At 68.7% G+C, this 26,716-nt stretch carries 23 protein-coding genes; 10 read left to right on the top strand and 13 right to left on the bottom strand.

What is annotated here, in order from left to right; genetic code table 11:
- Window positions 1-56 precede the first annotated feature (56 nt).
- The 3 genes from G6N23_RS04660 to G6N23_RS04650 all read right to left on the bottom strand — a co-directional run bounded on the left by G6N23_RS04660 (window position 57) and on the right by G6N23_RS04650 (window position 4,475).
- Window positions 57-1,118, bottom strand: a complete 1,062-nt coding sequence (locus tag G6N23_RS04660; protein WP_165758674.1) for a hypothetical protein — start codon at window positions 1,116-1,118, stop codon at window positions 57-59.
- Between the two features lie 157 nt (window positions 1,119-1,275).
- Window positions 1,276-2,988, bottom strand: coding sequence for a glycerol-3-phosphate dehydrogenase (glpD, locus tag G6N23_RS04655; protein ID WP_095173979.1), 1,713 nt, complete (start codon window positions 2,986-2,988; stop codon window positions 1,276-1,278).
- A gap of 62 nt (window positions 2,989-3,050) precedes the next feature.
- Window positions 3,051-4,475 (bottom strand): NAD(P)H-quinone dehydrogenase, encoded by a 1,425-nt coding sequence (locus G6N23_RS04650; protein WP_085259887.1) that lies wholly within the window; start codon window positions 4,473-4,475, stop codon window positions 3,051-3,053.
- Between the two features lie 42 nt (window positions 4,476-4,517).
- Here G6N23_RS04650 and G6N23_RS04645 point away from each other — a divergent pair, with 42 nt between their 5' ends.
- Window positions 4,518-5,009, top strand: coding sequence for a gamma-glutamylcyclotransferase family protein (locus tag G6N23_RS04645; protein ID WP_085259886.1), 492 nt, complete (start codon window positions 4,518-4,520; stop codon window positions 5,007-5,009).
- 107 nt (window positions 5,010-5,116) lie between these two features.
- On the opposite strand, the gene G6N23_RS04640 is transcribed toward G6N23_RS04645, so the two are convergent.
- Entirely contained in the window at window positions 5,117-6,001 is an 885-nt protein-coding gene (locus G6N23_RS04640; protein WP_085259885.1) for a type IV toxin-antitoxin system AbiEi family antitoxin, read from the bottom strand.
- A 178-nt stretch (window positions 6,002-6,179) separates the two neighbouring features.
- Window positions 6,180-7,358, bottom strand: coding sequence for an amidohydrolase (locus G6N23_RS04635; RefSeq protein WP_085259884.1), 1,179 nt, complete (start codon window positions 7,356-7,358; stop codon window positions 6,180-6,182).
- 43 nt (window positions 7,359-7,401) lie between these two features.
- Here G6N23_RS04635 and G6N23_RS04630 point away from each other — a divergent pair, with 43 nt between their 5' ends.
- Window positions 7,402-8,208: a purine-nucleoside phosphorylase gene (locus G6N23_RS04630; protein WP_085259883.1), complete on the top strand. Its 807-nt coding sequence runs from the start codon at window positions 7,402-7,404 to the stop codon at window positions 8,206-8,208.
- On the opposite strand, the gene G6N23_RS04625 is transcribed toward G6N23_RS04630, so the two are convergent.
- Window positions 8,202-9,656, bottom strand: a complete 1,455-nt coding sequence (locus G6N23_RS04625; protein ID WP_234808519.1) for an ArnT family glycosyltransferase — start codon at window positions 9,654-9,656, stop codon at window positions 8,202-8,204. The two genes, G6N23_RS04630 and G6N23_RS04625, sit on opposite strands and share 7 nt — an antisense overlap.
- Window positions 9,657-9,746: 90 nt before the next feature.
- Between G6N23_RS04625 and G6N23_RS04620 the strand changes: the two genes are divergently transcribed.
- Complete coding sequence (locus G6N23_RS04620) at window positions 9,747-11,357, top strand: phospho-sugar mutase (RefSeq protein ID WP_085259881.1); 1,611 nt, start codon at window positions 9,747-9,749, stop codon at window positions 11,355-11,357.
- Between the two features lies 1 nt (window position 11,358).
- On the opposite strand, the gene upp is transcribed toward G6N23_RS04620, so the two are convergent.
- The 4 genes from upp to G6N23_RS04600 form a co-directional block, all read right to left on the bottom strand.
- Complete coding sequence (gene upp, locus G6N23_RS04615) at window positions 11,359-11,982, bottom strand: uracil phosphoribosyltransferase (protein ID WP_085259880.1); 624 nt, start codon at window positions 11,980-11,982, stop codon at window positions 11,359-11,361.
- An 18-nt stretch (window positions 11,983-12,000) separates the two neighbouring features.
- Window positions 12,001-13,377, bottom strand: a complete 1,377-nt coding sequence (locus tag G6N23_RS04610; RefSeq protein ID WP_085259879.1) for a PE-PPE domain-containing protein — start codon at window positions 13,375-13,377, stop codon at window positions 12,001-12,003.
- 4 nt (window positions 13,378-13,381) lie between these two features.
- Window positions 13,382-14,797, bottom strand: a complete 1,416-nt coding sequence (locus G6N23_RS04605; RefSeq protein ID WP_234808518.1) for a PE-PPE domain-containing protein — start codon at window positions 14,795-14,797, stop codon at window positions 13,382-13,384.
- Window positions 14,798-14,982: 185 nt separating this feature from the next.
- Window positions 14,983-16,473, bottom strand: a complete 1,491-nt coding sequence (locus G6N23_RS04600) for a PE-PPE domain-containing protein (RefSeq protein WP_085259877.1) — start codon at window positions 16,471-16,473, stop codon at window positions 14,983-14,985.
- 217 nt (window positions 16,474-16,690) lie between these two features.
- Between G6N23_RS04600 and satS the strand changes: the two genes are divergently transcribed.
- Together satS and G6N23_RS21525 are read left to right on the top strand one after the other, a co-directional pair.
- A complete protein-coding gene (satS, locus tag G6N23_RS04595) occupies window positions 16,691-17,968 on the top strand; it encodes a protein export chaperone SatS (protein ID WP_085259876.1) in 1,278 nt (425 codons plus the stop codon).
- Window positions 17,969-18,243: 275 nt separating this feature from the next.
- Complete coding sequence (locus G6N23_RS21525) at window positions 18,244-18,762, top strand: LGFP repeat-containing protein (RefSeq protein WP_234808517.1); 519 nt, start codon at window positions 18,244-18,246, stop codon at window positions 18,760-18,762.
- A gap of 87 nt (window positions 18,763-18,849) precedes the next feature.
- Here G6N23_RS21525 and G6N23_RS04585 read toward each other — a convergent pair whose 3' ends face one another.
- The 3 genes from G6N23_RS04585 to G6N23_RS04575 are packed head-to-tail and all read right to left on the bottom strand — an operon-like array spanning window position 18,850 to window position 21,652.
- Complete coding sequence (locus G6N23_RS04585) at window positions 18,850-19,938, bottom strand: adenosine deaminase (protein ID WP_085259875.1); 1,089 nt, start codon at window positions 19,936-19,938, stop codon at window positions 18,850-18,852.
- Window positions 19,935-21,248 (bottom strand): thymidine phosphorylase, encoded by a 1,314-nt coding sequence (locus G6N23_RS04580; RefSeq protein ID WP_085259918.1) that lies wholly within the window; start codon window positions 21,246-21,248, stop codon window positions 19,935-19,937. The genes G6N23_RS04585 and G6N23_RS04580 overlap by 4 nt, the downstream gene beginning before the upstream one ends.
- Window positions 21,245-21,652: a cytidine deaminase gene (locus G6N23_RS04575; protein ID WP_085259874.1), complete on the bottom strand. Its 408-nt coding sequence runs from the start codon at window positions 21,650-21,652 to the stop codon at window positions 21,245-21,247. Before G6N23_RS04575 ends, G6N23_RS04580 begins: the two co-directional genes overlap by 4 nt.
- A 214-nt stretch (window positions 21,653-21,866) precedes the next feature.
- Between G6N23_RS04575 and sdhC the strand changes: the two genes are divergently transcribed.
- The 5 genes from sdhC to G6N23_RS04550 all read left to right on the top strand — a co-directional run bounded on the left by sdhC (window position 21,867) and on the right by G6N23_RS04550 (window position 26,713).
- On the top strand, window positions 21,867-22,301 hold the full coding sequence (sdhC, locus tag G6N23_RS04570) for a succinate dehydrogenase, cytochrome b556 subunit (RefSeq protein WP_372508916.1): 435 nt from the start codon (window positions 21,867-21,869) through the stop codon (window positions 22,299-22,301).
- Window positions 22,298-22,765, top strand: coding sequence for a succinate dehydrogenase hydrophobic membrane anchor subunit (locus G6N23_RS04565; protein ID WP_085259873.1), 468 nt, complete (start codon window positions 22,298-22,300; stop codon window positions 22,763-22,765). The genes sdhC and G6N23_RS04565 overlap by 4 nt, the downstream gene beginning before the upstream one ends.
- Window positions 22,766-22,797: 32 nt before the next feature.
- A complete protein-coding gene (gene sdhA / locus G6N23_RS04560) occupies window positions 22,798-24,552 on the top strand; it encodes a succinate dehydrogenase flavoprotein subunit (protein WP_085259872.1) in 1,755 nt (584 codons plus the stop codon).
- A 74-nt stretch (window positions 24,553-24,626) separates the two neighbouring features.
- Window positions 24,627-25,418, top strand: a complete 792-nt coding sequence (locus G6N23_RS04555) for a succinate dehydrogenase iron-sulfur subunit (RefSeq protein WP_085259871.1) — start codon at window positions 24,627-24,629, stop codon at window positions 25,416-25,418.
- A gap of 503 nt (window positions 25,419-25,921) precedes the next feature.
- A complete protein-coding gene (locus G6N23_RS04550; RefSeq protein WP_085259870.1) occupies window positions 25,922-26,713 on the top strand; it encodes a phosphatidylethanolamine N-methyltransferase family domain-containing protein in 792 nt (263 codons plus the stop codon).
- Window positions 26,714-26,716 lie beyond the last annotated feature (3 nt).

Here is a 26,716-nt window from a genome sequence, read left to right as displayed (position 1 = left end):
ATACCACACCGCACCCGGCCGTGGCGGCCGGGTGCGGTGCTGTGAGGGGTTAGCTGCTACCAGTTCAGCAGGCCGAAGGCCTCCAGGATGTCGGTGATAGGCGTGTCACCGGTGATGGCCAGGGTGCTGTCATCGGGCAGGAAGCTGCTGAGCAGGGTGCCCAGGGTCTGCTCGCCCCACGTTTCTCCGGAGGGGTCGAACAGCGTCCCGCCGAACGGGAAGTTGGAGACGTACTCATCCCAGGTCTGGTTGGGGGCCATGTTGAACAGCAGGCCCAGGGTCGCGTTGTCCATGGTCGTGCTGTCGGTGGCGCTGACCGGGAGGGTGTGCAGGTACTCGCCCAGGGTGTAGGCGCTGTTGGCCACGACGGTGGTCGTGGGGAGCACGATCCCGACATGCTGGGTGACGTCGGTGGTGGGCACCCCGACGATCGCACTCAGCCAGTCGACCAGCGAGCTGTTCAGGGTCAGGTCGGGATGGGTGTCCACGCTGAGAAACGCGCCACACGAAATCGAGCAGTTGAGAACGTTCAGGTTCTCCAGCCCCAGCGCGCCGATCATGCTCCCGTACTGACTGAGCAAGGTGCCGAGGCCCACCACATCAGCCAGCTCGGTCAGCGAATGCCCGCCGGCCCCGTCCCCGAGAACGACATCGATCAGGTCGCCGAGGTCGAGGTTGCCGATCGGCACACCGTCCACCAGGAACAGGCTGCCGGTCCCCAGGATGGACTCGACACCGGGGTCCGCACTGTAGAGCGGCTCGGTGAGCGAGATCCCGAACAGGTTGGTGAGACCGTTCAGGGTGATGCCGTCGGGGTTGAAAGCGGCCAGGAAACCCGAGACCGGCGAATCGACGGTGAAGGTTCCGAACCCGCCCAGCACCGCGTTGAGGTCGCCCATCCCCATGTCGTCGAGCAGGGTCTGCAGGCTCTGCGCGAACGTCGGGAAATCCACCAGCGCCACATGGTGCTGCACGGCGGCGAACGGCGCTCCGGAGAGCTCCGGCCCGGCCGTCGCGACACCGACCAGACCGGCGCCGGCAACAACGGTGGCCGCGGCCAGTGTGGCGCCCTTCCTCGCCAGCGCGTGCGGGCGCGCCACCCCGAATAGATCCGACATGGACCACCTTCCCCGGTGCCCGGATCCCCCATGTGATCCAGCTGATGGGGCAGAAGGTAATGGCCTTAAAAGTAACTGTCAAACCTATGTTAACGCTTATTTCAGACTAACCGTACGGTTTTCTCAGGACATCATCCGCGCAGTAATGAAGCCCAGTTCATGGAAGCGGAATCGGCTCCAGAATCTCGGTCCTGGCTTCGGGCGCCCTCGCGCGCAAGGCATCCGCCGAGGCGTCATCGGGCTGTTCCTGGGACAGGATCTCGGCCTCCACCCGGGCGGTGTAGTTGGCCACCTCCGCGTCGACGGCGGCGTCGTCCCAGCCCAGCACCGGGGCCATCACCTCGGCGATCTCCCGGGCACAGTTCACCCCGCGGTGGGCGTATTCGATGGAGATCCGGGTCCGCCGGGCCAGCACGTCCTCCAGGTGCAGGGCGCCCTCGGCGGCCACGGCGTAGGCGACCTCCACCTTCAGATAGGTGGGCGCCTCAGCGATCGGGTCCAGCAGCTCCGGCCGGCCGTCGGCCAGCGCCAGCACGTCGTGGATCAGCGAGCCGTAACGGTCCAGCAGGTGGCGCACCCGGTAGGGGTGCAGGTCCTGTTCGGCGCCGACGTGCTCGGTCTGGTTGACCAGCGCGAAGTAACCGTCGGCGCCCAGCAGCGGCACCTTCTCGGTGATCGACGGCGCCACCCGGGTCGGGATGTACTCGGCGGCGGCGTCGATCGCGTCGGCCGCCATCACCCGGTAGGTGGTGTACTTGCCGCCGGCGATGGCCACCAGGCCCGGCGCCGGCACGGCCACCGCGTGCTCGCGGGACAGCTTGGAGGTGTCGTCGTTCTCCCCGGCCAGCAGCGGCCGCAGCCCCGCGTAAACGCCCTCGATGTCGGCGTGCGACAGCGGGGTGGCCAGCGCCGTGTTGACGTTGGTCAGCAGATAGTCGATGTCGGCCTTGGTGGCCGCCGGGTGAGCAAGGTCCAGGTTCCAGTCGGTGTCGGTGGTGCCGATGATCCAGTGGGTGCCCCAGGGGATGACGAACAGCACCGACTTCTCGGTGCGCAGGATGATCGCCGCCTCGGACACGATCCGGTCGCGCGGCACCACGATGTGCACGCCCTTGGAGGCCCGGACGTGGAATCGGCCGCGTTGGCGTGACAGCGCCTGGATCTCATCGGTCCACACCCCGGTGGCGTTGACCACGACATGCCCGTGCACCTCGGTGGTCGCGCCGTTCTCGGAGTCGCGGACGGTCACCCCGGTCACCCGGTCGCCTTCGCGTCTGAGCGCCACCACCTGAGTGGAGGTACGGATGACCGCCCCGTAGTGCGCCGCGGTGCGCCCGACGGTCAGGGTGTGCCGGGCGTCGTCGACGACGGTGTCGTAATAGCGGATGCCGCCGATCAGCGCGCTGCGCCGCAGCCCCGGGCACAGTCGCAGCGCGCCGGCACGGGTTAGATGACGTTGCGGCGGAACCGATTTGGCTCCGCCCAGCTGGTCGTAGAGGAAAATCCCGCTGGCCACGTAGGGCCGCTCCCACCAGCGGCGGGTCAGCGGGTACAGGAACGGCAGCGGTTTGACCAGGTGCGGTGCCAGCGTGGTCAGCGACAGCTCACGTTCGTGCAGCGCCTCGCGCACCAGGCCGAACTCCAGCTGTTCGAGATAACGCAGCCCGCCGTGGAACATCTTCGAGCTGCGGCTCGACGTGCCGGCGGCGAAGTCGCGGGCCTCGACCAGTGCCACCTTCAGGCCACGGGTGGCGGCGTCGAGCGCGCACCCGGTGCCTACTACGCCCCCACCGATCACCACCACGTCGAACTGCTCGGCACCGAGGCGTTCCCAGGCTTGTGCTCGTTGGTCAGGTCCCAGCGTGCTCACGACTGCCAGGCTACGTGGCGCCCGGCCCGGGGCCGAGCGCCACACCGCCCGCATCGCTCAGGTCAGTCCAGGTCGTCATGGGTCATCAGCCGGCGCCCGGCCTCGGTGAGCGAACCCGACAGCGACGGATACACCGCCAGCGTCTGCGCCAGGTCGGCCACGGTGATCCGGTTCTGCACCGCCAGCGCGATCGGCAGGATCAGCTCGGAGGCGATCGGGGCCACCACCACCCCGCCGATCACCGTTCCGGTGGCCGGACGGCAGAACAGCTTGAGGAAGCCGTGCCGCATCCGGCTCATCTTGGCCCGGGCGTTGGTCTGCAACGGCAACATGACGGTGCGGGCGGGCACCGTGCCGTCGTCGATCTGTGACTGGGGCACCCCGACCGCGGCGATCTCGGGCCGGGTGAACACCGCCGCGGCCACCGTGCGCAGCCGGATCGGGGCCACCGCGTCACCCAGCGCGTGATACATCGCGATCCGGCCCTGCATGGCTGCGACCGATGCCAGCTGCAGCAGCCCGGTGCAGTCCCCGGCGGCGTAGATCCCGGGAACCGACGTCCGCGACACCCGGTCCACCTGCAGATAGTTGCCGGGTCCGAGTTCGATACCGACCCGCTCCAGGCCCAGGCCGGAGGTGTTGGGCACCGAGCCGACCGTCATCAGCGCGTGGCTGCCGGTCACGGTGCGGCCGTCGGTCATGGTGACCAGCACCCCGTCCCCCTTCCGGGCCACCGAGGCGGCCCGGGCGTTTTTGACCAGCGTGACGCCGCGCTCGGCGAACGAACGCTCCAGCACCCGGGCGGCGTCGGGGTCCTCGTGTGGCAGCACCCGGTCGCGGCTGGCCACCACCGTCACCGGCACACCGAGTTCGGTGTAGGCGTTGACGAACTCCGCGCCGGTCACCCCGGAACCCACCACCACCAGGTGCTCGGGCAGCGCGCGCAGGTCGTAGAGCTGCCGCCACGTCAGGATCCGCTCGTCGTCGGGTTCGGCGTTGGGCAGGGTGCGGGGGCTGGCGCCGGTGGCGATCAGCACCACGTCGGCGTCGAGCACGCGCTGCGCCCCGCCGTGCTCGGTGACCAGGACCCGGTGGTGGGCCAGCCCGATTTCCGGGTCGATCAGCTCCCCGCGGCCGGCGATGACCTCGATGCCGGTGTTGATCAGTTGGGTGCGAATGTCGGCGGACTGCGCCGCGGCCAGCGACTTGACCCGCTCGTGGATCTGCTCCAGTTCGATCTCGGCGTCGGTGAAGTGGATGTCGAAACCCAGGCCGGGAGCCCGCCGCAACTCGGTGCGCACCCCGGACGAGGCGATGAAGGTTTTGGACGGCACGCAGTCCCACAGCACGCAGGCACCGCCGATGCCGTCGGCGTCGACGACGGTGACCGCGACCGCCTCCGGGCCCTTGGCCGCCGCGACCAGCGCGGCCTCATAGCCGGCCGGACCGCCGCCGATGATCACGATGCGCGTGGAGGGAGAAGTCACAGCGACCAACTTATCGCCGACGCTGCGTTTAAGCTTTCTGCCGTGCCGCTCTATGCCGCCTACGGGTCGAACATGCATCCCGAGCAGATGCTGCAGCGCGCACCGCACTCCCCGATGACCGGCACCGGCTGGATCCACGGCTGGCGGCTGACCTTCGCCGGCGAGGACATCGGCTGGGAGGGCGCGCTGGCGACCGTCGTCGAGGACCCGGGGTCGAGCGTGTTCGTCGTCCTCTACGACGTGACCCACGAGGACGAGAAGAACATGGATCGCTGGGAGGGCTCGGACTTCGGGATCCACAAGAAGATCCGCTGCCGGGTGGACCGGGTGGACGGCATCACCTCGGATCCCGAGGACCGCGCCCCCGAGCCGGTGCTGGCCTGGCTGTACGTGGTGGACGCCTGGGAGGGCGGGCTGCCGTCGGCACGCTATCTGGGCGTGGTCGCCGAGGCCGCCCAGATCGCCGGTGCGCCAGAGGAATACGTGCGCAACCTGCAGACCCGCCCGGCCCGCAACATCGGCCCCGGGAGCTAGCGGGTCGCTTTTTTTGGCGCGAGCGTGCGTGTCTGCACGGCGACACGCCGCAAAGTCCGTACGACCGTGCACGCTCGCGGGGGGATTCGGTTGGGGGACGTGGCCTGTCAGGCGGCTGCGCGCGCCAGGTGCATCTCGATGCGGCGGACGGTTTGCCACGGCCGGCGCCGGACATCCTCGGCGATGATCGGAATCACTACCCAGCCGACCTCCTGCAAGGCAGCGCGCCGGCGGCGCTCGTAGGCGAACGCCTCGGGCCCCTCATGCCAGACCACGCCGTCATACTCGACCGCGACCCGCCGTTCGGGCCAGGCGAAATCGACGCGCCAGGTCCGGTGATCGCGATCCACGATCCGGTGCTGCAGAACCGGCAACGGCAGACCGCCGTCGATCATCATCAGCCGCGACTCGCTCTCCATCTCCGATCCCGCCAGCGGATCGGCGAGCGGCAGCAGATCGCGCACGGCCACGATGCCGCGCCGGCCCGCCTGCCGGAGGGCCGCGCTCCGCAGCTCACGGCGCGTGCAGGTGCCGCTGCGCAGCGCGGCATCCAGCGTCGCCAACGCCCTTGGACGGTGCAGGGCGCGGGCCACCTCGATCGCAGTCCACGCCGGCGCGGTCGCCGGCCGGCCGTCGACCTCGCTCAGCGGTGCGCCCTCGCGCCGGTGCACCACCAGCCCGTCGGCTGACCGCAGTTGTCGATCCGGCGGATTGAGCACGTGCAGATCGACCGGTTCCTCGGTGTCAAAGCCGTATGCCGCGGCCGCGGTCCCCAGACAGACCGCCACCGTGGTACCCGTCGCAAGGTCCAGCCCACGCAACTGCAGCTCGGCACTCGGCTCCCCCTCGCCGTAGATTCCATACCAAATCTTGTGCAGCGGGCCATGTTTGAGTTCCGCTTCCAGGCCGCGACGGGTCAGGAACGCCAGCGCCTGGGCAGACGTCACCACCCCACCCTGACGGTCGAGCAGTTGACGCAATCGAGGGTCCATGCCGCAGATCGTCGGCGCGAAACCCGAAAGCGGTCTTACGCACCCGGCCCCGGCGACGCGAAATGTGGACAATCGCTGGACTGTGCACAGCCGCGCTACCCCGCGAGGGGGCGTTGTTGTACAACTTTTCCGGCGTGTTGGCGTGCAAACACGCACGCTCGCGCCAAAAAAAAGGGGGCTAGACCAGCGCGGCCTGGTCGACGATGCCGGCCATCACCCGCACCCCGATCCCCAGCGCCCGCTCGTCGAGATCGAACGTCGGCTGGTGCAAATCCAGTTGCGGCCCGCTGCCCGGCCACACCCCGAGCCGGGCCATCGCGCCGGGCACCTCCTCGAGGTACCAGGAGAAGTCCTCGCCGCCACCGGACTGCCGGGTCTCGGCCAGCACGTCGGGCCCGACGGCCTCGATCGCGTGGGTGAGCATCCGGGTCGACACCGCCTCGTTGACCACCGGGGGCACCCCGCGGTGGTAGTACAGCGTGTGATCGATGTTCAGTGGCGCCAATAAAGAGGCCACCGCGTCCTCGATGATGCCCTGCATCGCCACCCAGGTGTCGCGGCTGGCGGTACGCACGGTGCCGGCCAGCCGCCCGGCCTGCGGGATCGCGTTGGCGGCCGCCCCGGAGTTGACCGCCCCCCACACCAGCACCGTGCTGTTACGCGGGTCGATGCGCCGGGAGAGCACCCCGGGCAGCCCGGTGATCAGCACGCCCAGCCCGTAGACCAGATCAGCGGTCAGGTGCGGCCGGGAGGTGTGGCCGCCGGGGCCGCCGACGGTGATCTCGATGGTGTCGGCCGCCGACGTGATCGGCCCCGGGATGGTGGCCACCCGGCCGACCCGCAGCCGGGGATCGCAGTGCAGCGCGAAGATCCGGCTGACCCCGGTGAGCACCCCGGCGGCGATGGCGTCGATCGCGCCGCCGGGCATCAGTTCCTCGGCGGCCTGGAACACCAGCCGCACCCCGACCGGCAGCTCCGGCGCCGAGGCCAGCGCCAGCGCGGCACCCAGCAGGATCGCGGTGTGCGCGTCGTGGCCGCAGGCGTGCGTCACCCCTGGTACCAGCGAGGAGTACGGCGCGCCGGTCTGCTCGGTCATCGGCAGGGCGTCGATGTCGGCCCGCAACGCGATCCGCGGGCCGTCTTCGGGGCCGAAATCGCAGATCAGCCCGGTTCCGGCGGGCAACACCTTGGGGTTGAGGCCGGCACCGGCAAGGCGTTCGGCGATGAACTGGGTGGTGGCGAACTCCTGCCGGCTCAGTTCCGGGTGGCGGTGCAGATGCCGCCGCCAGGCGACCAGCTCGTCGGCGTTGAGGGCCAGCCACGCCTCGGCGGCCTGCGACGCGGAAGCTGGGGGCATTACCGCAGTATCCCACCGCGGCGCACGACTAAGCTCAGGGGCTGTGACGGTTCCGCTCACGACCCAGGCGGCCGCCGTCGTGGCCCGGCGCACCGGCGTCGACACACACGACGTGGCGATCGTGCTCGGTTCCGGGTGGGCGCCCGCGGTGACGGCCCTGGGCACGCCCACCGCGGCGATGCCGATGGCCGACCTGCCCGGCTTCAGCGCGCCGACCGCGGCGGGCCACCTCGGCGAACTGGTGTCGATACCGATCGGCGCCCATCGGGTCCTGGTGCTGGTCGGCCGGATCCACGCCTACGAGGGCCACCCGCTCGTCGACGTCGTGCGCCCGGTGCGGACCGCCGTCGCGGCCGGCGCGAACACCGTGGTGCTGACCAACGCGGCCGGCGGCCTGCGCGAGAACTTCGAGGTCGGCCAGCCGGTGCTGATCAGCGACCACCTGAATATGACGGGACGCTCGCCGCTGGAAGGTGCGCACTTCGTCGACATGGTCGACGCCTACACCCCGGCGCTGCGCGCACTGGCCCACCAAGTCGACCCGACGTTGACCGAAGGCGTTTATGCAGGGATGGCCGGCCCGCAATACGAGACCCCCGCCGAGATCCGGATGCTGCGCACCCTCGGGGCCGACCTGGTGGGGATGTCGACCGTGCACGAGGCGATCGCGGCCAGGGCGGCAGGTGCCCAGGTGCTGGGATTGTCGCTGGTGACCAACCTGGCGGCGGGGCTCACCGGCGAGGCGCTCAGCCACGCCGAGGTGCTGGCTGCGGGCCGGGAATCGGCGGCACGGATGGGTGCGCTGCTCGCCGGTGTGATCGCCCGGCTACCAACCCCCTCGACTCAGTAGCTCACTCCTGAGCTGTGCCGCATCCGCGGCCACATCGCGGCCCAGCCGCCCACCGGTTGCTCGCACAGATAGATCTTCGCGTTGCTCTCGCCGTTGCGCACCCCGCTGGGGAACCTGATCGACGCCAGGTAGGTGACGTGCCGCCAGTATTGGCTCCACTTCCGGACCGGGAACCGCCCGACGCACAGCACGGTTTCGGCGTCGCCGGCCGGCGGCCCCCACTGGGCGTAACTGCTGTCGCCGCTGACCACCGGTCGGTCGATGCCGGCGCCCGGGCCGAGGATTTTCAATGCCGACGCCTCGCCGTAGTTGCTGGTGAAGATCGGCGCGCCCTCGGGCAGTTGCGCCGCTGCAGCGGCCACCTGGTCGACGAACTCGGGCCAGCCGTAGGTCTCCAACGGAATGGGGTTGACCCGTCGCAACGTCGTGGCGGCCGCCGGCGGCAGCACCGGCAGGCAGAACATGACCGCGCCGGTGAACATCGCGACCAGCGCGATCGCCCAGCCCCGCGGCGCCCGGCCCGGATCCCGGGATTCGATACGCACCGCGCCGGCGGCGAACAATGCCGCGAGCGCCGGGCCCGCGTAGTAGCAGCGACCGCCGCTGAGGATGCACAGGATCAGCACCACCACCGGCACCACCAGGATCCAGCGGTGCTCCCGGGCTTCCTCAGACGCCAGCCGGCGGGCCCCGATCACCCACAGCAGCACCAGCAGCGGGCCGGCGTATAGCAGCAACAGCAGGGGCAACTGGGCCAGGGATCCCAATGGACCGCCCATTCGCACCGACATCGCCTGGGCGAACTGCAGATTCGGCCAGCCGTGTTGCGCGTTCCAGATCAGGTTCGGGGCAGCCAATCCAAGCGCCACGACGGCGGCCAGCCACGGTCCCGCGGTGCGCAACGCGTCCCGCCGGAACAGCGCCAGCCCCACCCCGATACCGATGAGCAACAGCGCGACGGTCTGTTTGGCCTCCAACCCGACACCGGCGACCAGCCCGGCCGGCAGCCAGGCCAGCACGGTTTTGATCCGCAATGCCCGCGTCACCAGCAGCAGCACCGCGATCCAGATCAGCTGGTCGACCACGGTGGTCCCGAAAAACATGGCCGCACCCATGAACAGCGGGCATGCCGCGACCGCGGCCGCGGTGACCGCCTGCGCGATGCGCCGCCCGCCGAATTCCGCCGCCAGCAGCGCCGCCAAAACGATGCAGCCGAGGTGCGTCGCGATGGCCAACAGTCGCAGTCCAGGCAGACCTCCGTGGGCCGCCACCCGGGCCAACAGCGGCACCAGCGGAGGGTGGTCGAAATATCCCCAAGCCAGATGCCGGCCGCAGACCACATAGTAGAACTCGTCGGGGTGCCAGCCGTAGTTCATCGCGAAGGCCCCGTGCACGGCGGCGGCGACGGCGAGCACCATGGCTACCGGCAAGGCTGTTGAACGATCCACCGGCACCCCATCGTCGGATTCGACACAAGCTGGAGAATCGTATCGCGTAGTTGACATCTGTTCACTTGACCCCTTGTCACAATCGACGGTGTGACCCCTCAAGAGTGGATCGCCCACGATCCCGACCCGGTAACCGCCGCGGAACTTCGCGCCTGCCACCCCGACGAGTTGGCCGCCCGGTTCGCGGCGCCGCTGCGGTTCGGCACCGCGGGACTGCGCGGGCCGGTCCGGGGCGGGCCGGACGCGATGAACCTGGCCGTCGTACTGCGCGCCAGTTGGGCGGTGGCCCGGGTCCTCACCGCGCACCGGCGCGCCGGTGCCACGGTGGTGGTCGGCCGCGACGCGCGTCACGGCTCGGAAGAGTTCGCCACCGCGACCGCTGAAGTGCTTGCCGGAGCGGGGTTTTCGGTGCTGCGGTTCCCCGATCCACTGCCGACGCCGGTGGTGGCGTTCGCGACACGTCAGACCGGGGCGGCGGCCGGTATCCAGATCACCGCCTCGCACAACCCGGCCACCGACAACGGTTACAAGGTGTACTTCGACGGTGGCGTGCAGATCGTCACCCCGACCGACACCGAGATCGAGGCCGCGATGGCGGCAGCTCCCCCGGCCGACACGATCGCCCGGCGTCCGGTTCCGCCGGCCGACAGTGAGATGGTGCAGCGCTACATCGGGCGGGCCGCGGCGGTGCGGCGCCACGGCGGCCGGGTCCGGGTGGCGTTGACGCCGCTGCACGGGGTGGGCGGCGCGCTGGCGGTCGAAGTGCTGCGCGCCGCGGGGTTCAGCGATATCCACACCGTGACAAGCCAATTCGATCCGGACCCGGACTTCCCCACCGTGGCGTTCCCCAATCCGGAGGAGCCCGGTGCCGCCGACGAGCTACTGGCGCTGGCCGCCGACGTCGGCGCGGACGTGGCGATCGCACTGGATCCCGACGCCGACCGGTGCGCGGTGGGGATCGGCGGCCCGGACGGCTGGCGGATGCTGACCGGGAACGAAACCGGTTGGCTGCTCGGCGAGTACCTGCTTTCCCGGCTGCGGGGAAGCCGCGCTTCGAGCGCGGTGGTGGCCACCAGCGTGGTGTCCTCCCGGATGCTGGCGTGCATCGCGCAACGCTACGGTGCCCGCCATGTCGAGACGCTGACCGGGTTCAAGTGGCTCGCCCGCGCCGACGCAGGCCTGCCCGGTGCCGCCCTGATCTACGCCTACGAAGAAGCGATCGGCTACTGCGTGGACCCGGACGCGGTGCGCGACAAGGACGGAATCACCGCCGCGGTGCTGGTCTGCGATCTGGTGTCGGCACTGCGCGATCGGGGCGCCTCGGTCGCCGGGGCGCTCGACGAGCTCGCGCGCCGGCACGGCGTGCACGTCACCGACGCGGTGTCGCGCCGGGTCGCCGACATGGCCGAGGCCACCGCGGTGATGGCGCGACTGCGCGCCGACCCGCCGGGCGAGCTGGCCGGATTCGCCGTGGCGGCAACCGATCTGCTGCACCGCTCCGGGCCGACCACCGACGCGCTGGAGTTCTTCGGGCACCGCCAGGGCACGTCGGTGCGGGTGGTGGTGCGTCCCTCGGGTACCGAGCCCAAACTCAAGTGCTACCTGGAGGTCGTCCGGGAGCCCTCGACTGATCAGGCCACCGATCGCGCGGAGGCGTCGCGGCTGTGTGCTGCCGTCGCCGACGAGGTCCGCGTCTGGTAGCTCAGCGCGGCCCGAACTGGCGGTCGCCGGCGTCTCCCAGCCCCGGGACGATATAGGCGTTCTCGTCCAGGCCGTCATCGACGGTGGCGACGATGAGCCGCACCTGCGGTGCCACATGCTCCAGCGCCGCAACGCCCTGCGGGGCGGCCACCGCACACAGCACCGTGATATCGGTTGCGCCGCGATCGGCCAGCAGGCCCAGGGTGTGCACCAGCGAGCCACCGGTGGCCAGCATCGGATCCAGAACCATGACCGGGCGATCGCTCAGGTCGGCCGGCAACGACGCCAGATACGGCACCGGTTGGTGGGTGGCCTCGTCGCGCACCACGCCGACGAAGCCCACCTCGGCCTCGGGTATCAGGGCGTGGGCGGCGTCGACCATGCCCAGCCCGGCACGCAGCACCGGCACCAGCAGCGGCGGGGTGGCCAGTCGCGCCCCGACGGTCTCGGTCAGCGGCGTGCGCACGGCGACCTCCGCGCGGGGCGCATCCCGGGTGGCTTCGTACACCAGCATCCAGGTCAGATCGCGTAGCGCGCACCGGAACGCCGCGTTGCCGCTGTGCTTGTCGCGCAGCGTGGTCAGCCGTGCCGCGGCCAGCGGGTGATCGACGACACGGACATCCACGGGCTCAAACCCTACGGGTCATGCGCCGAGGAAGTTGAGGATCTCGAAGACCACCGCACCCATGTCCAGCAGCGGGCCCAGCGAAAGCAGTGGTTCGCCGTTGAACACCGCCTCCGGGCCGAGCCAGTCGACGACGTCCAGCGACACCGCCAGCTCCTGCCAGGCGCCCAGCAGATACGCGTCCACCTCGTTGGTGAGGCGGTAGCCGGCCAGCAGCGCCTCGACGAACGAATCCGGCAGCGGATCATGGCCGGCGAAGCCGAGCAGGTCATTGACCGGGTCGACGAAGCTGCGCACCGAGGCGTACTGCAGGCCGGCCAGCATCTGCAGCGGGTCCATCCGCAGCAGGAACCCGGCGACGCCGGAGCCCTCGGCCAGCCGGCCGCTCGCGGTGACCGCCCAGGGGCCCACGGCGTCCGTCCCGTTGACGCCGACGAACGGGTCACCCGGGTTGCCGTATCCCCAGTCGATGGCCAGCTTGAGTCCCGGGGCCAGCGCGTCACCGAGCACCTTGCCGACATCGCCGAGCTGGTAGACGGGCCACAGGATCGGCAGCTGCTGGGGGATCAGATAGAAGTCGGTGTCCCCGAGGGTGCCGAGATCTGCTGTGTCGGAAAGATTTTCGAAGTCGATATAGGAGAAATGCACCGTCGCCGTGCCGATCAGCGCGTTGAGCATGGCCAGCAGGTTGGATGGGTCCTGCGGGAAGTTGGCCAGGCCGTCGTATTCGCCGGTGTAGACGTCGGTGTCGAATCCGCTCGTGGGGGTCGGCCCGATGCTCAGCGGGATGCCCAAAAACGGCAGGTGCACCGGCTGGTCGCTCAGCAGCGGATACGCCGGGAAGCGGGTCAGAATTCCGCCGAGCGGATTGTTCGGGTTGCCGATCAGCACGAAGTGCAGGTGGTCGGGATCGTAGGCGCCGCCGGGGTTCTCGGCGATCAGGTTGACCATCTCCTGGGTGGCGATGGTGGCGCTCTGCGAGTAGCCGAACACCGTGACGTCATCGCCGGACTGCAGTTGCGGCACCAGAACGCTGTCCAAGATCTCAACGCCGCGTGCCACCGACTCGGCGAAGGTCAGGTAGGGGTTCGGCGGCGGCAGGCACACCAGCGGGCAGAACTGCTCGGGGGTGACCAGGCCCTCGAACCGGTAGCCGGGAAACGTCGGCTGCCCCGGGAACCACGGCGGGGTGGGCTGCAGGAACCGGGCCAGCACCTCGTCCAGGTAGCCGCCGACCGTCGGATCGGGGATGCTGGTCGGCCCCATGATCCAGCCGTCGTAGCCCAACAGCGCGACGGCGGGCCGGTAGGGCGGGCCGACGCTCACCGGCCCGGCGGCCGCCAGCACCGACGCCGCCACGAGCAGTGCTGCCCCCAGCGGACGCCGGCCGGACATCCGATCAGGCGTCGAGGTAGTTGAGGAGGCTGAAGCCCATCCCGACCAGGTCGAGCAACGGCTGGGCGGAGATCAGCGGCGCCCCATTGAAGATGGCGTCGGGCCCCAGCACGTCGAGCAGGTTCCACTCGGTGGCCAGCTCGTGCCACCCGGTGAGCAGCGCCTGGTCCAGCTCGATCGTGAAGTTGTAGCCGCTCAGCAGTGAGTCGACGATCGACTGCGACAGCGGAGCCTGCCCGGCGAAGTCCAGCAGGTTGTTGATGGTGTTGGTCAGGCTCTGCACGCCGGCGTATTGCACGCCGGCCAGCATCTGCAGCGGGTCCATCCGCAGCAGGAACCCGGCGACGCCGGTGTCCTCCGACAGGTGGCCGGTCGCGGTGACCGCCCAGGCGCCGGCCGCGCCGATCGGGTCGACACCGTCGACGGTGATTCCGGCGTCCGGGGCGCCCGGGTTGCCGTAGGACCAGTCGATGGCGACCTTCAGGAGCGGGGCCAGCGCGTCACCGACGAGCTTGCCGATGTCCCCGAGCCCGTAGAGCGGCCCCAGGATCGGCAATTCGGTGGTGGGCAGCATGTAGAAGTCGTTCCCCCCGATCGAGCCGAGGTCGACGGCGTTGCCGAGGTTGTCGTTGAAGTAGGCGCCGTGCACCGCAAGGATTCCCATCAGTGCGTTGAGCACCGCCACCAGGTTGGTGGGGTCCTGCGGGAAGTTGGACCACCCGTCGTATTCGGTGCTGTAGACACTGGCCGAGAAGTCGGTCGGGCCCGCTCCGATGCCCAGTGGGATGCCGAGGAACGGGATGTGCTGCATGTTGCCGTCGAAACCGTCGGCGAAGTGCAGCCGGCTCAGAATGCCCCCGATCGGGCTGTTCGGGTCACCGATCAGCACGAAGTGCAGATTGTCCGGGTCGTAGGAACCGCCCGGCACGTCGGCGAGCAGCCCCTGCATCGCCAGGGTGGAGACCACGGCGCTCTGCGAGTAGCCGAACACCGTGACGTCCTGACCGGCCTCCAGCTGCGGGCGGATCGCAGCGTCGAGGTTGGCGGCGCCCTCCGCCAGCGAGCCCGCGAAGTCCAGCTGCGGAACCGGCAACGGCTGGCAGACGATCGGGCAGAACTGCTCGGGGGTGACCAAGCCGGTGAACACGTAGTCGGGGAACGCCGTCTGCCCGGGGAACCACGGTGCTGCTGGCTGCAGGTAGAAGTCCCGCACCAGGTCCATGTAGTTGCCGACGGTCGGGTCGGACTCTCCGGTGCCGGTCATGATCCAGCCCTCGCCGGCCAGCAGCACGATGTCGGCGACCAGCTTCTCCAGGCGGTAGGCCAGCGCCGGTGCCACCAGCGACGACAGTGCCAACACCAGGGCGCACAGCGCGACCAGCAGGGTCGCTCCCACCGCCCGCAGTCGCTTAGTCGGCATCGCAGACCTCCCGGGTTGTTCACATTGGTCTATAAGGTGAAATTCAGGGTTCACCTTAATAAGAAAACGGGTGCTGTCAAATCCACGAGTTCGGCAATTCGTTCACCGATTCGCACGGACGTACTCGATGCCGTCCCGATGTCGCGTCGCCGTTTACCCGCGCCGATTCCGGCGCCCCTCGCCGCCTATGCGCCGAAGACGTTGAAGATGTCGAAGCCCGCCCCGATCAGCGCCAACAGCCCGTCGCCGGGAACGCCGACCCCGCTGAGCACGGCATCGGGGCCCAGCACGTCGCCCAGATCCAGCGAGTTGGCCAGGCTGGTCCACCCGTCGAGCACGACCTTGTCGATCGAGTTGACCAGGTCGTAGCCGGTGATGACCTGCAGGAAGTCGGTGATGCCGGTGATGGTGCTGATGTCCGATGCCGACAGGGTGCCGCCGTTGGCGGCGGCCGCCACGTCCGCCCACGGGCCGACCAGGCTTTGGATCAGCGCGTTCTGCGTGCCGGCGAGCATCTGCAGCGGGTCCATCTTCATGAACAGGCCCATCACGCCGGAGCCGTCGTAGAGCTCGCCGGTGGGCGTCATCGCCCACGGCCCGCCGGCCACCCCGAATGCCTGCTGGTAGGCGCTGCCGTTGATGAAGTCGCCGGCCGGGATCTGATAGAGCCCGTTGACGTCCGGGTCTCCGGCGTTGCCGTAGCCCCAGTTGATGAACAACCGCGCCCAGGGCGAGAAGAAGTCGCCGAAGAACTGCCCCGCAGTCCCGCCGTTGAACATGAACTGAAGAATCGGCAGGTTCTGCGGGATCATGTAGAAGTTGGCGTCGCCGATGGTTCCGACGCTGACCGCACTGGCCAACTGCTCGGCGGTGTAGAGCGGGTAGTACGGATGCACGGTGAGAATGCCGATCAGGGCGTTGATCACGGCCAGGATGTTGGTCGGATCCTGCGGAAAGTTGGCCCAGCCGTCGTATTCACCGGTGTAGATGTCGGTCGAGATGTGTTCGGTGGGGGTGGCGTCCAGGCTCAGCGGGATGTTCACGAACGGCAGGTGCTGGTCGTCCGGGAACTGGAAGCGGTCCAGGATGCCGCCGATCGGATTGTTGGGGTCGCCGATCAGCACGAAGTGAAGATTGCCCAGCTGATCCAGGGTGGGATAACCGGGCGCCCCCGCGTTGGCGATCAGGTCGTTCATCTCGATGGTGCTGATGGCGGCGCTCTGGGAGTACCCGAACACGGTGACGTTGTCGCCGGACAGCAGCTGGGGAAGGATCGACTGATGCAGCGCGGCGACACCGGCGTTCAGAGAATCGCCGAAGTTCAGCGGCGGCTGATCCGGGATGCAGACGAACGGGCAGAACTGCTCGGGGGTGGTCAGGCCCTGAAAGTTGTAGCCGTCGAAGGTCGGCTGGCCGTCGAAAAGCGGCGCCGAGGGCTGCAGGTAGCCGGCGAGGATCTGACTGAGGTAGGAACCAACGGTCGGGTCCGGGACCCCGGTGCCGCTCATGATCCAGCCCTCGTCGGCCAGCAGCCGTAGCCGAGCGGTGAGCTGATCGGCGAGCCGGCTCAGGCCCTGGCCGGCCACCGGCGCGAGCAGCGACGTCACGCCCAGCACGACGACGCACAGCACCGTCAGAAACATCGCCCCCAGCGGGTGCAACCGCCTTGTCGTCATCACGTCCTCCCCGACCCCCGGGATTCTGCGTTGGTGTACGCACCCGGCGAAGTGAACCTAACCAAAAGATGAGTGCGACACCATTGCTAACACGAGAAATTCAGGTTTCTTTATTTGCACGTGGGCCGGCGCCACAAATCCGGCGCTAATGCCGGTGTTAATCCCGGCGCGAATCCCGGTTCGGGGGGCCGGCGGGCCGCTCGCTACTCTGTGCGCCATGGCAGCTGACCTCGTACCGATCCGTCTTGCGGTGACCGCTGGTGACCGCTACACCCTGTGGGCGCCGCGCTGGCGCGACGCCGGTGACGAGTGGGAGGCGTTCCTCGGCAAGGACGAAGACCTGTACGCCTTCGCCACCGCGGCCGACTTGGTGGCCTTCGTGCGGTCCAACACCGACAACGACCTGGTGGATCACCCCGCGTGGCCGAAGCTGGTCGAGGCCGTCGAGGTCACGGCGCACCGGCTCAACCCGGGTGGCAACCGCCACTACGACCTGATCGCGGTGGAGGAGTTGCTGGCGGAGAAGCCGACCAAGAAGTCCGTGCGGACGGTGGCCGAAGCGATGGAGATCGTCTCCTCGATCGGGTCGGTGTGCGACCTGACCACGGTGACGAAGTTCTTCAACGGCAACCCGAGCCTGGGCACGCTGGCCGGCGGCATCGACAACTTCACCGGCCGCGCCGGACGCAAACGGTGGAATGCGCTCGCCGAGATCGTCGGCCGCAGCTGGGGCAACGTCCTGGCCGCGGTCGAAGAGGTCATCAGCACTCCCGACGTCGACAGTGCCGCGTCGTCGAAGGCGGCCGACGAGCTGGCCGAAGAGCCCCCGGCCGAACTCCAGGAGACCGTCTCAGAAGACCCGGCAGACGCCGCCGACACCGACTCCGATGAGACGGCCGCCGTGCTCGGCGAGCATGCCACCGGTGAGCGGCTCGTGCTCGGCGGTGACGCGAACTTCTGGACCAAGGTGGGCATCGACCCGATTCGGATCATCACCGACAACGGGACGTTCTTCACGTTGCGCTGCTATCTCGGCGACGAGCCGGTTTTCCTCGGCCGCAACGGCCGGATCAGCGTGTTCGGCTCCGAGCGCGCCCTGGCCCGCTACCTCGCCGACGAGCACGATCACGACCTCTCGGACCTGAGCACCTACGACGACATCCGCACCGCCGCCACCGACGGCTCGCTGGCGATCGACATCACCGACGACAACGTCTACGTGCTGTCCGGCATGGTCGACGACCTGACCGACGGCCCCGACGCGGTGGACCGCGAGCAACTCGAGCTGGCCGTGGAGTTTCTGCAGGATGTGGGCACCTACGCCGAGGACGGTGTCGTCAGTGAGACCCTCAAGCCGGACCGTGCCCTGGGCCGGTTGGTGAGCTATGTACTCGACCGGGAATCGGTGAGCGAACCGCAGCGCCCGTTTGCTCCGGCAGTCAAGGAATGGGAACAACTCGAGCAGTTCGTGCAGTCCCGGCTGCGCCGCGAGTAGCGCCCGAATCAGGGCTTTCTCACACCGTTCCCGGCTGCCCCGCAGGCCCCACGCGGGCCCGGGGTCGTGCAGCTATCCGGGCGCGGGTATCGCAAGAATTCAACAATAATTGCGGTATTCATTTGCCCGATTTCATTGCCGCGTCGTCCTATCCCCGATAACATCTGGCCCGATAACCTATGGCCGGGCCGTGTGGTCTGCGTGGCCCTTCCAATTCGAAAGGACTACACATGCGCAAGGCAACGCAACGAGCCGCAGCTGTATCCGCCGCAGTTTTGGGGATCGCATTGATCGGCACGGGTTGCAGCGAGACCAAAGAGAAGACCAACGACGCCTTGAGTTCGGCGAGCTCGATCGCCTCCTCGGCCAGCTCGGTGATCTCGTCCGCGGTCAGCACCCCCGCCGAGGAGAGCGAAGCCGCCAGCTCCACCGAGATGACCGGCGCGGACGGCAAGGAGTACACCGTCTCCGGCCCGATCCTGGCCAAGCTGGACTCGCTGGACGCGACCGCCAAGCAGGACCTCGGCGAGCCGACCGGCGCCGAGCAGAAGAACCCCGACGGCGGCATCTACCAGCAGTTCGACGGCGGCGTGATCGTTCACACCACCCGGTCCTACGTGGTGTGGGGCAAGATCCGCGACAAGTGGAACGAGCTGGGCGGCTCCCAGGGCAAGCTCGGTTACCCGACCAGCGACGAGACCACCAACGCCGACGGCGCCAAGCAGACCACCTTCGAGCACGGCATCATCACCTGGAAAGACGGTGACCAGGAGGCAACCGTCACCGAGCACTGATCTGGCTTCGAAAGCCGGGCAATCGCAATCGCGATTGTCCGGCTTTCGTCGTTTTCACCGGAGTTGCGATGCGGAATCGGGCCGTAATCAACCGACCAGGACCGCGAATCGCGGTTTGATCACTTCCTCGATGATCTCCACTCGCTGGTCGAACGGGATGAACGCCGACTTCATCGCATTGACGGTGAACCGCTGCAGATCGGTCCAGCCGTAGCCGAACGTGTCGGCCAGTACCAGCATCTCCTTGCTCATCGTGGTGTCGCTCATCAACCGGTTGTCGGTATTGACCGTGACCCGCAACCGGGCGCGCGCCAGCAGATCGAACGGGTGCTCGGCGATGCTGCCGACCGCGCCGGTCTGCACATTGGAGCTCGGGCACAACTCCAACGGGATCCGCTTGTCCCGCAGGATCGCCGCCAGCCGGCCCAACCGCACCACGCCGTCATCGTCGACGGTGATGTCGTCGGTGATCCGCACCCCGTGCCCGAGCCGGTCGGCGCCGCAGAACGCGATCGCCTCGTGGATGGAGGGCAGCCCGAAAGCCTCGCCGGCATGAATCGTGAAGCGCGCGTTATGGTCTCGCATGTACTCGAACGCGTCCAGATGCCGGCTGGGCGGGTGGCCGGCTTCGGCGCCGGCGATGTCGAACCCGACCACGCCCTTGTCACGGAACCGGATGGCCAGCTCGGCGATCTCCCGGGACAGCGCGGCGTGCCGCATCGCGGTGACCAGGCAGCGCACCGTGATCTCCCGGCCGGCGGCCGCGGCGCGGCGCTCTCCCTCGGCGAACCCGGCCAGCACCGCGTCGGTCACCTCGTCGAACGACAGTCCGCCCTCGATGTGCAATTCGGGCGCGAACCGCACCTCGGCGTAGACGACGTTGTCGGAGGCCAGATCCTCCACGCATTCGGCCGCGATCCGGTGCAGCGCGTCGGGGGTCTGCATCACCGCCACGGTGTGGCTGAACGGCTCCAGGTAGCGCTCGAGTGAGCCGCTGTGCGAGCGGGTGCGAAACCAGGTCGCCAGTTCGTCGGGATCGGTGGTGGGTAGCCCGTCGTAGCCGACCCGCCCGGCGATGTCGACGACGGTGGCCGGGCGCAGGCCGCCGTCCAGGTGATCATGCAGCAGCGCCTTGGGCGCTTGGCGGATCATCTCCAGGCTCAGCGGTGTGGTCATGGGGTCGCTCCGATGATCAGTGGCCGCGGGGCCGCCGGGGTGCCATGGACGTCATGGACGCCATGGACGCGGTAGCCGCCGTCCAGCTCGGCACGCGCCGGCCCGAACCGCTCCGGTGTGTCGGTATACAGCGTGAACAGCGGCTCGCCGGCGCTGACGGGTTCACCGGGACGGCGATGGATTCGCACGCCGGCCCCGGCCTGCACCCGTTCACCCGGGCGGGAACGTCCCGCTCCCAACCGCCATGCCGTCATACCCACCGCCATCGCGTCGATTTCCCCCATTGTGCCGCCCCGGGATGCGGAGATGGTCTCCGAACATGCCGCCATCGGCAGCGGAACGCTCAGATCCCCGCCCTGGGCGCCGACCATCGCGACGAAGGCGTCCATCGCGGTGCCGTCGGACAAGGTCGCCGCCGGATCGCGCGTGTCCAACCCGGCCAGCGCGAGCATCTCGGCGGCCAGCCTCACCGTCAGGGCCACCACGTCCTCGGGGCCGCCACCGGCCAGCACCTCCAGCGCCTCGGCGACCTCCAGGGCGTTGCCGACAGTGGTCCCGAGCGGGCTGTTCATGTCGGTGAGCAGCGCGCGGGTGGGCACCCCGTGCGCCGTGCCCAACTCGACCATCAGCCCGGCCAGCTCCCGGGCCTGCCCGACGGTCTTCATGAAGGCTCCCGAGCCGACCTTGACGTCCAGGACCAGCGCCGCGGCGCCTTCGGCCAGTTTCTTGCTCATCACCGAACTGGCGATCAGCGGCAGCGACTCCACGGTGGCGGTGATATCGCGCAGTGCGTAGAGCTTGGCGTCGGCGGGCGCGCATGCGCCGGCGGCGAAGATCGCGGCCCCGACCTCGGCGAGCTGGTCCCGCAGCCGCGCCGTCGACAGCGTGGCGTCGAAACCGGCGATCGACTCCAGCTTGTCCAGGGTGCCGCCGGTGTGACCCAGGCCGCGCCCGGAGGCCTGCGGCACCGCGGCACCGCACGCCGCGACCACCGCCACCAGCGGCAGGGTGATCTTGTCGCCCACACCGCCGGTGGAGTGTTTGTCGACGGTCGGCACCCGGCGCCCGTTGCGGCGCAGGTCGGCGAAGTCCAGCCGCTCCCCCGAGGCGATCATCGCCGTGGTCCAGCGCGCGGTCTCGCGGGCGTCCATGCCCCGCAGGAAGATCGCCATCAGCAGCGCCGCCATCTGCTCCTGCGCGACCACCCCGCGGGTATAGGAGTCGATCAGCCAGTCGATCGACGCGTCGGTCAGGCGGTGACCATCGCGCTTGGTGGCGATCAGCGTCGGGGCGTCGAAAACGGGGTTCACCGCCATGCGTCGGGCCCGAAGGCGTCCGGCAGCAGGTCGGACAGCCGCCGCGCACCGGCCGGGTGGTCGATGAGGAGCTCGGGTCCGCCGTGTTCGAGCAGCACCTGCCGACACCGCCCGCACGGCATCAGCAGGTTGCCGGCGGCGTCGGTGCACGACAGCGCCACCAGCCGTCCACCCCCGGCGGCGTACAGCGCGGCGACCACCCCGCACTCGGCGCACAGGCCCAGACCATATGAGACATTCTCCACATTGCAGCCGGCGAACAGGCGACCGTCGGCGGCCAGGCCCGCCGCTCCGACCGACAACCGCGAATACGGCGCGTAGGCGTTCGCAGCTACCGAAATTGCCTTGCGCCGCAACAAGTCCCAGTCAATTACGTCCGACACCTCAGCTGCGCCCATATCGTTTCGAGTACACCGCGCCACCCCGTCCGTCCGCAGCCGTTTGTCGAATGTCACCCTAACTTCGACCGTTCCTACCCGCCGGTAACTTCGACGTGGTCGTTTCCACCCTGTGTATGGGTTTAGAGTCCAAGCCGAGGTTTATTGACAGCGATGGCGTTGCGTAGCTGCCGTAAGCGCGACCAAGCGGGGTGGCTACAGATATTTGGAGGCGCTGATGACGGCGACATCCGCCGATACGGCGACGCCAGGGACCCAAGCTTCTTCCCGGCGTCCCCGGCGGCAGAGTCTGTATAAGGGCGACCCCGGGATGTGGGCGTTCGCCCTGCACCGGATCACCGGTGCGACCATCTTCTTCTTCCTGTTCGTCCACGTGATCGACACGGCACTGGTGCGGGTCAGCCCGCAGGCCTACACCGAGGTGATCGCGACCTACAAGACGCCGATCGTCGGCCTGATGGAACTGGGCCTGGTGGCCGCGGTGCTGTTCCACGGCCTCAACGGGGTCCGGCTGATCCTGATCGACTTCTGGTGGCAGGGCTGCCGCTGGCAGCGCCAGATGCTGGTGGCGGTCTGCGCCATCTGGCTGGTGGTGATGGTCCCGGTGGTGGTCCGGATCGGCATGCACATGGCGGAGCGATTTTTATGAGCACACCTGACCTGCAATTGGGCCGCGGCGCGCTGGCCCCGGTCCGCGGCCCGGACCGCGACCGCCCGGCCAGCCTGGGGGACCCGCGCTCGCCGCGCCGGTCCAACGGGATGCCCAACTTCGAGAAGTACACCTGGCTGTTCATGCGGTTCTCCGGCGCGGTGCTGATCTTCCTGGTGCTCGGACACCTCTTCATCATGCTGATGTGGCAGGACGGGGTGTACCGGATCGACTTCAACTACGTCGCGGAGCGCTGGAGCTCGCCGTACTGGCAGATCTGGGACCTGGCCCTGCTGTGGCTGGCCGAACTGCACGGCGCCAACGGCCTGCGCACGATCATCGGCGATTACACCCGCAGTGATCGCAGCCGGTTCTGGCTCATGACCCTGCTGGCGTTCTCGGTGATCTTCACGCTGGCGCTGGGCAGTTACGTGCTGCTGAGCTTCGACCCGAACATTTCTTGACGGCAAATCTCCTACGAACGGGTGATATCGCGGTGATTCAGGAACATCGATACGACGTGGTGATCGTCGGCGCCGGCGGCGCCGGGATGCGCGCGGCGGTGGAAGCCGCGCCCCGCGCTCGTACCGCGGTGCTGACCAAGCTGTACCCCACGCGCAGCCACACCGGTGCTGCGCAGGGCGGCATGTGCGCCGCGCTGGCCAACGTCGAGGACGACAACTGGGAGTGGCACGCCTTCGACACCGTCAAGGGCGGCGACTACCTGGCCGACCAGGACGCGGTGGAGATCATGGCCAAGGAGGCCATCGACGCGGTGCTGGACCTGGAGAACATGGGCATGCCGTTCTCCCGCACCCCCGAGGGCCGCATCGACCAGCGCCGGTTCGGCGGGCACACCCGCGACCACGGCAAGGCCCCGGTGCGCCGCTCGTGCTACGCCGCCGACCGCACCGGCCACATGATCCTGCAGACGCTGTACCAGAACTGCGTCAAGCACGGCGTGGAGTTCTTCAACGAGTTCTACGTGCTGGACCTGGTGCTCACCGAGACCCCGTCGGGTCCGGTGGCGACCGGGGTGGTGGCCTACGAGCTGGCCACCGGCGCCATCCACGTCTTCCACGCCAAAGCGATCGTGCTGGCCACCGGCGGGTCGGGCCGGATGTACAAGACCACCTCCAACGCCCACACCCTGACCGGTGACGGCATGGGCGTCGTCTTCCGCAAGGGACTGCCGCTGGAGGACATGGAGTTTCACCAGTTCCACCCGACGGGGCTGGCCGGGCTGGGCATCCTGATCTCGGAGGCGGTGCGCGGCGAGGGCGGCCGGCTGCTCAACGCCGACGGCGAGCGTTTCATGGAGCGCTACGCCCCGACGATCGTCGACCTGGCCCCCCGCGACATCGTGGCCCGCTCGATGGTGCTCGAGGTGCTCGAAGGCCGCGGCGCCGGGCCCAACAAGGACTACGTCTACATCGATGTGCGCCACCTCGGCGAGGACGTGCTCGAGGAGAAGCTGCCCGACATCACCGAGTTCGCCCGCACCTACCTGGGCGTGGACCCGGTCACCGAGCTGGTGCCGGTCTACCCGACCTGCCACTACGTGATGGGCGGTATCCCGACCACGGTGACCGGGCAGGTGCTGCGCGACAACACCGCCACTGTGCCGGGGCTCTACGCCGCCGGCGAGTGCGCCTGCGTGTCGGTGCACGGCGCCAACCGGCTGGGCACCAACTCGCTGCTGGACATCAACGTGTTCGGCCGCCGCGCCGGTATCGCCGCGGCGGAGTACGCCAACTCCCACGACTTCACCGAGATGCCGGAGAACCCGGCCGACATGGTGGTCAACTGGGTATCCGACATCCTGTCCGAGCACGGCAACGAGCGCGTCGCCGACATCCGCGGCGCCCTGCAGCAGTCGATGGACAACAACGCCGCGGTGTTCCGCACCGAGAAGACGCTCAAGCAGGCGCTGAGCGACATCCACGCCCTCAAGGAGCGGTACGCCCGAATCACCGTGCACGACAAGGGTAAACGCTTCAACTCCGATCTGTTGGAGGCGATCGAGCTGGGCTTCCTGCTGGAGCTGGCCGAGGTCACCGTGGTGGGCGCCCTGAACCGCCAGGAATCCCGCGGTGGGCATGCCCGCGAGGATTACCCCAACCGCGACGACGTCAACTACATGCGCCACACCATGGCCTACAAGGAAGGCACCGACCTGATCGCCGACATCCGGTTGGACTACAAGCCGGTGGTGCAGACCCGCTACGAACCGAAGGAACGGAAGTACTGATGTCCGAAACTGGTTCAGCCTGCTGCTCGTCCGAGGGCGGATGCTGCTCGTCGGGTCCGGCGAGCACCACACCGGTGGCGCTGGTCGACGGCCCGCCGGCCGGTGACCCGCCGCTGCCCCCGGTCCCCGAGGGCGCGCAGATGGTCACGCTCAAGATCGCCCGGTACAACCCGGAGAACCCCGACCAGTACGCCGCCACCGACGGCTGGCAGAGCTTCCGGGTTCCGGCGCTGCCCACCGACCGGTTGCTGAACCTGCTGATCTACGTCAAGAGCTACCTGGACGGCACGCTGACCTTCCGCCGGTCCTGCGCGCACGGGGTGTGCGGCTCGGACGGCGTGCGGGTCAACGGCAACAACAAGCTGGCCTGCAAGCTGCTGATGCGCGACATCCTGCCCAAAAAGCCGGGCAAGGAGCTGACGCTGACCATCGAGCCGATGCGTGGGCTGCCGGTGGAAAAAGACCTCGTGGTCAACATGGAACCGTTCATGGACGCCTACCGGGCGATCAAGCCGTACCTGATCACCAGCGGCAATCCGCCCACCCGGGAGTGGATCCAGAGCCAGCACGACCGGCACCGCTACGACGACACCACCAAGTGCATCCTGTGCGGCATCTGCACGACCAGTTGCCCGGTGTACTGGAGCGAGGGGTCGTATTTCGGGCCGGCGGCGATCGTGAACGCCCACCGGTTCATCTTCGACTCGCGCGACGAGGGCGCCGCGGAGCGGTTGGACATCCTCAACGAGGTCGACGGGGTGTGGCGCTGCCGCACCACGTTCAACTGCACCGACGCCTGCCCGCGCGGCATCGAGATCACCAAGGCGATCCAGGAGGTCAAGCGGGCCTTGATGTTCGCCCGCTGATTCCCACCCGTAGCCGGCCCTGAGCCAGGCTCAGGGCGCGTCCTGGCCGGGTGTTCCCGCGGTGCCGGGTGTGCCGTTACCGCCGACTCCGCGGTCACCGCCGTCCCCGCCGTCACCGCCATCGCCACCGTCGCCGGCCGGGGAGGGCGCGGTACCGCCGGGACCGCGGCTCGAACAGGTCTGTCAACCAGTCGAATTCATCGGCCTGGGCCGCAGGCGCCGCCCGCCAGCGGAGACAACCCGAAAGCCAGGAACGCCCCCGCGACCGACCCCGCGCCCGCCGCCCGGCGACCCAGTGCCGCCCTCAACCTGCCATTGCGCCTGCCGCCGCGCTGTCGAGTCATCAAATTCCCCTCGGAGACGGAACGAACATCGTCAATTCAGGAGGCTAATTTCCGGAAGACCCACAGCGATACAGGGATTTCCCTGGTCCTTGGGCCCGCGGCCGTCGGGGCCATCCCGTCGGCGCTAGGGAAGCCGGTCGGCGTGGTACAACAACGTCCGTGCACTGGTACACCGGAAACTCCAGCTACGACACCGTCCTGACCTTCGCGTTCGGCTTCGCCGCGTTCGTGATCATCGGCGGCTTCTTCGGCCAGAGCTCCTACGGGCGGTTCTCCTCGGCCAAACTCGGGTTCAACCTGAACCCGAAGTTCGGCTGGTGGCTGATGGAGATCCCCGCGACGGTGGTGTTCGTGATCGCCTACCTGGCCGGACCGCACCGGTTCGAGCCGACTTCCCTTGTGCTGGCCGGTATCTGGGCTTTGCACTACGCCAACCGGGGCTGGTTCTTCCCGCTGGCGATCCGCCAGGTCCCCGGCAAGCGCAGCACGTTCAACATCTCCGTGGTGGTGATGGGCATGCTCGTCACGACGATGCACGGCTACCTCAACGGTGCGCTGTTCAGCCATGACTACCTGGGGCGGTACGGCCGCGCCTGGTTGACCGACCCGCGCTTCGTGGTGGGCCTGGTGATCTACCTGTGCGGGTTCGCGCTGCTGGTCAGCTCCGAGTCGATCGTGCGGAACCTGCGCGACAAGAACGACCCCGGTGCCGCCGAGTACCGGATTCCATTCGGCGGCGGCTTCCGGTTCGTCACCAGCCCGGCCTACCTGGGCGAACTGATCGCCTGGACCGGTTTCGCCGTGCTGACCTGGGCACTGCCCGGCGTGGTCATCCTGTTGATCACCGCCGGCAACCTGATTCCCCGGGCGCTGCAGACCCACCGCTGGTACCGGGAGAAGTTCGCCGACTACCCCACCGACCGCAACGCGCTGGTGCCGTTTCTGATGTGAGGC

The sequence above is a fragment of the Mycolicibacter terrae genome (assembly GCF_010727125.1).
Classification (GTDB): Bacteria; Actinomycetota; Actinomycetes; order Mycobacteriales; family Mycobacteriaceae; genus Mycobacterium; species Mycobacterium terrae.
This window is presented reverse-complemented; position numbering and strand designations above follow the sequence as displayed.

Excerpts from the sequence above, each read along its gene's own strand:
- G6N23_RS04640 (WP_085259885.1), bottom strand. The coding sequence starts at position 6,001 with ATGGACCCTCGATTGCGTCAACTGCTCGACCGTCAGGGTGGGGTGGTG.
- G6N23_RS04610 (WP_085259879.1), bottom strand. The coding sequence starts at position 13,377 with ATGTCCGGCCGGCGTCCGCTGGGGGCAGCACTGCTCGTGGCGGCGTCG.
- G6N23_RS04605 (WP_234808518.1), bottom strand. The coding sequence starts at position 14,797 with ATGCCGACTAAGCGACTGCGGGCGGTGGGAGCGACCCTGCTGGTCGCG.
- G6N23_RS04600 (WP_085259877.1), bottom strand. The coding sequence starts at position 16,473 with ATGACGACAAGGCGGTTGCACCCGCTGGGGGCGATGTTTCTGACGGTG.
- G6N23_RS04635 (WP_085259884.1), bottom strand. The coding sequence starts at position 7,358 with ATGCCCCCAGCTTCCGCGTCGCAGGCCGCCGAGGCGTGGCTGGCCCTC.
- G6N23_RS04575 (WP_085259874.1), bottom strand. The coding sequence starts at position 21,652 with ATGGGCGCAGCTGAGGTGTCGGACGTAATTGACTGGGACTTGTTGCGG.
- G6N23_RS04585 (WP_085259875.1), bottom strand. The coding sequence starts at position 19,938 with ATGACCACACCGCTGAGCCTGGAGATGATCCGCCAAGCGCCCAAGGCG.
- G6N23_RS04565 (WP_085259873.1), top strand. The coding sequence starts at position 22,298 with ATGAGCACACCTGACCTGCAATTGGGCCGCGGCGCGCTGGCCCCGGTC.
- G6N23_RS04660 (WP_165758674.1), bottom strand. The coding sequence starts at position 1,118 with ATGTCGGATCTATTCGGGGTGGCGCGCCCGCACGCGCTGGCGAGGAAG.
- satS (WP_085259876.1), top strand. The coding sequence starts at position 16,691 with ATGGCAGCTGACCTCGTACCGATCCGTCTTGCGGTGACCGCTGGTGAC.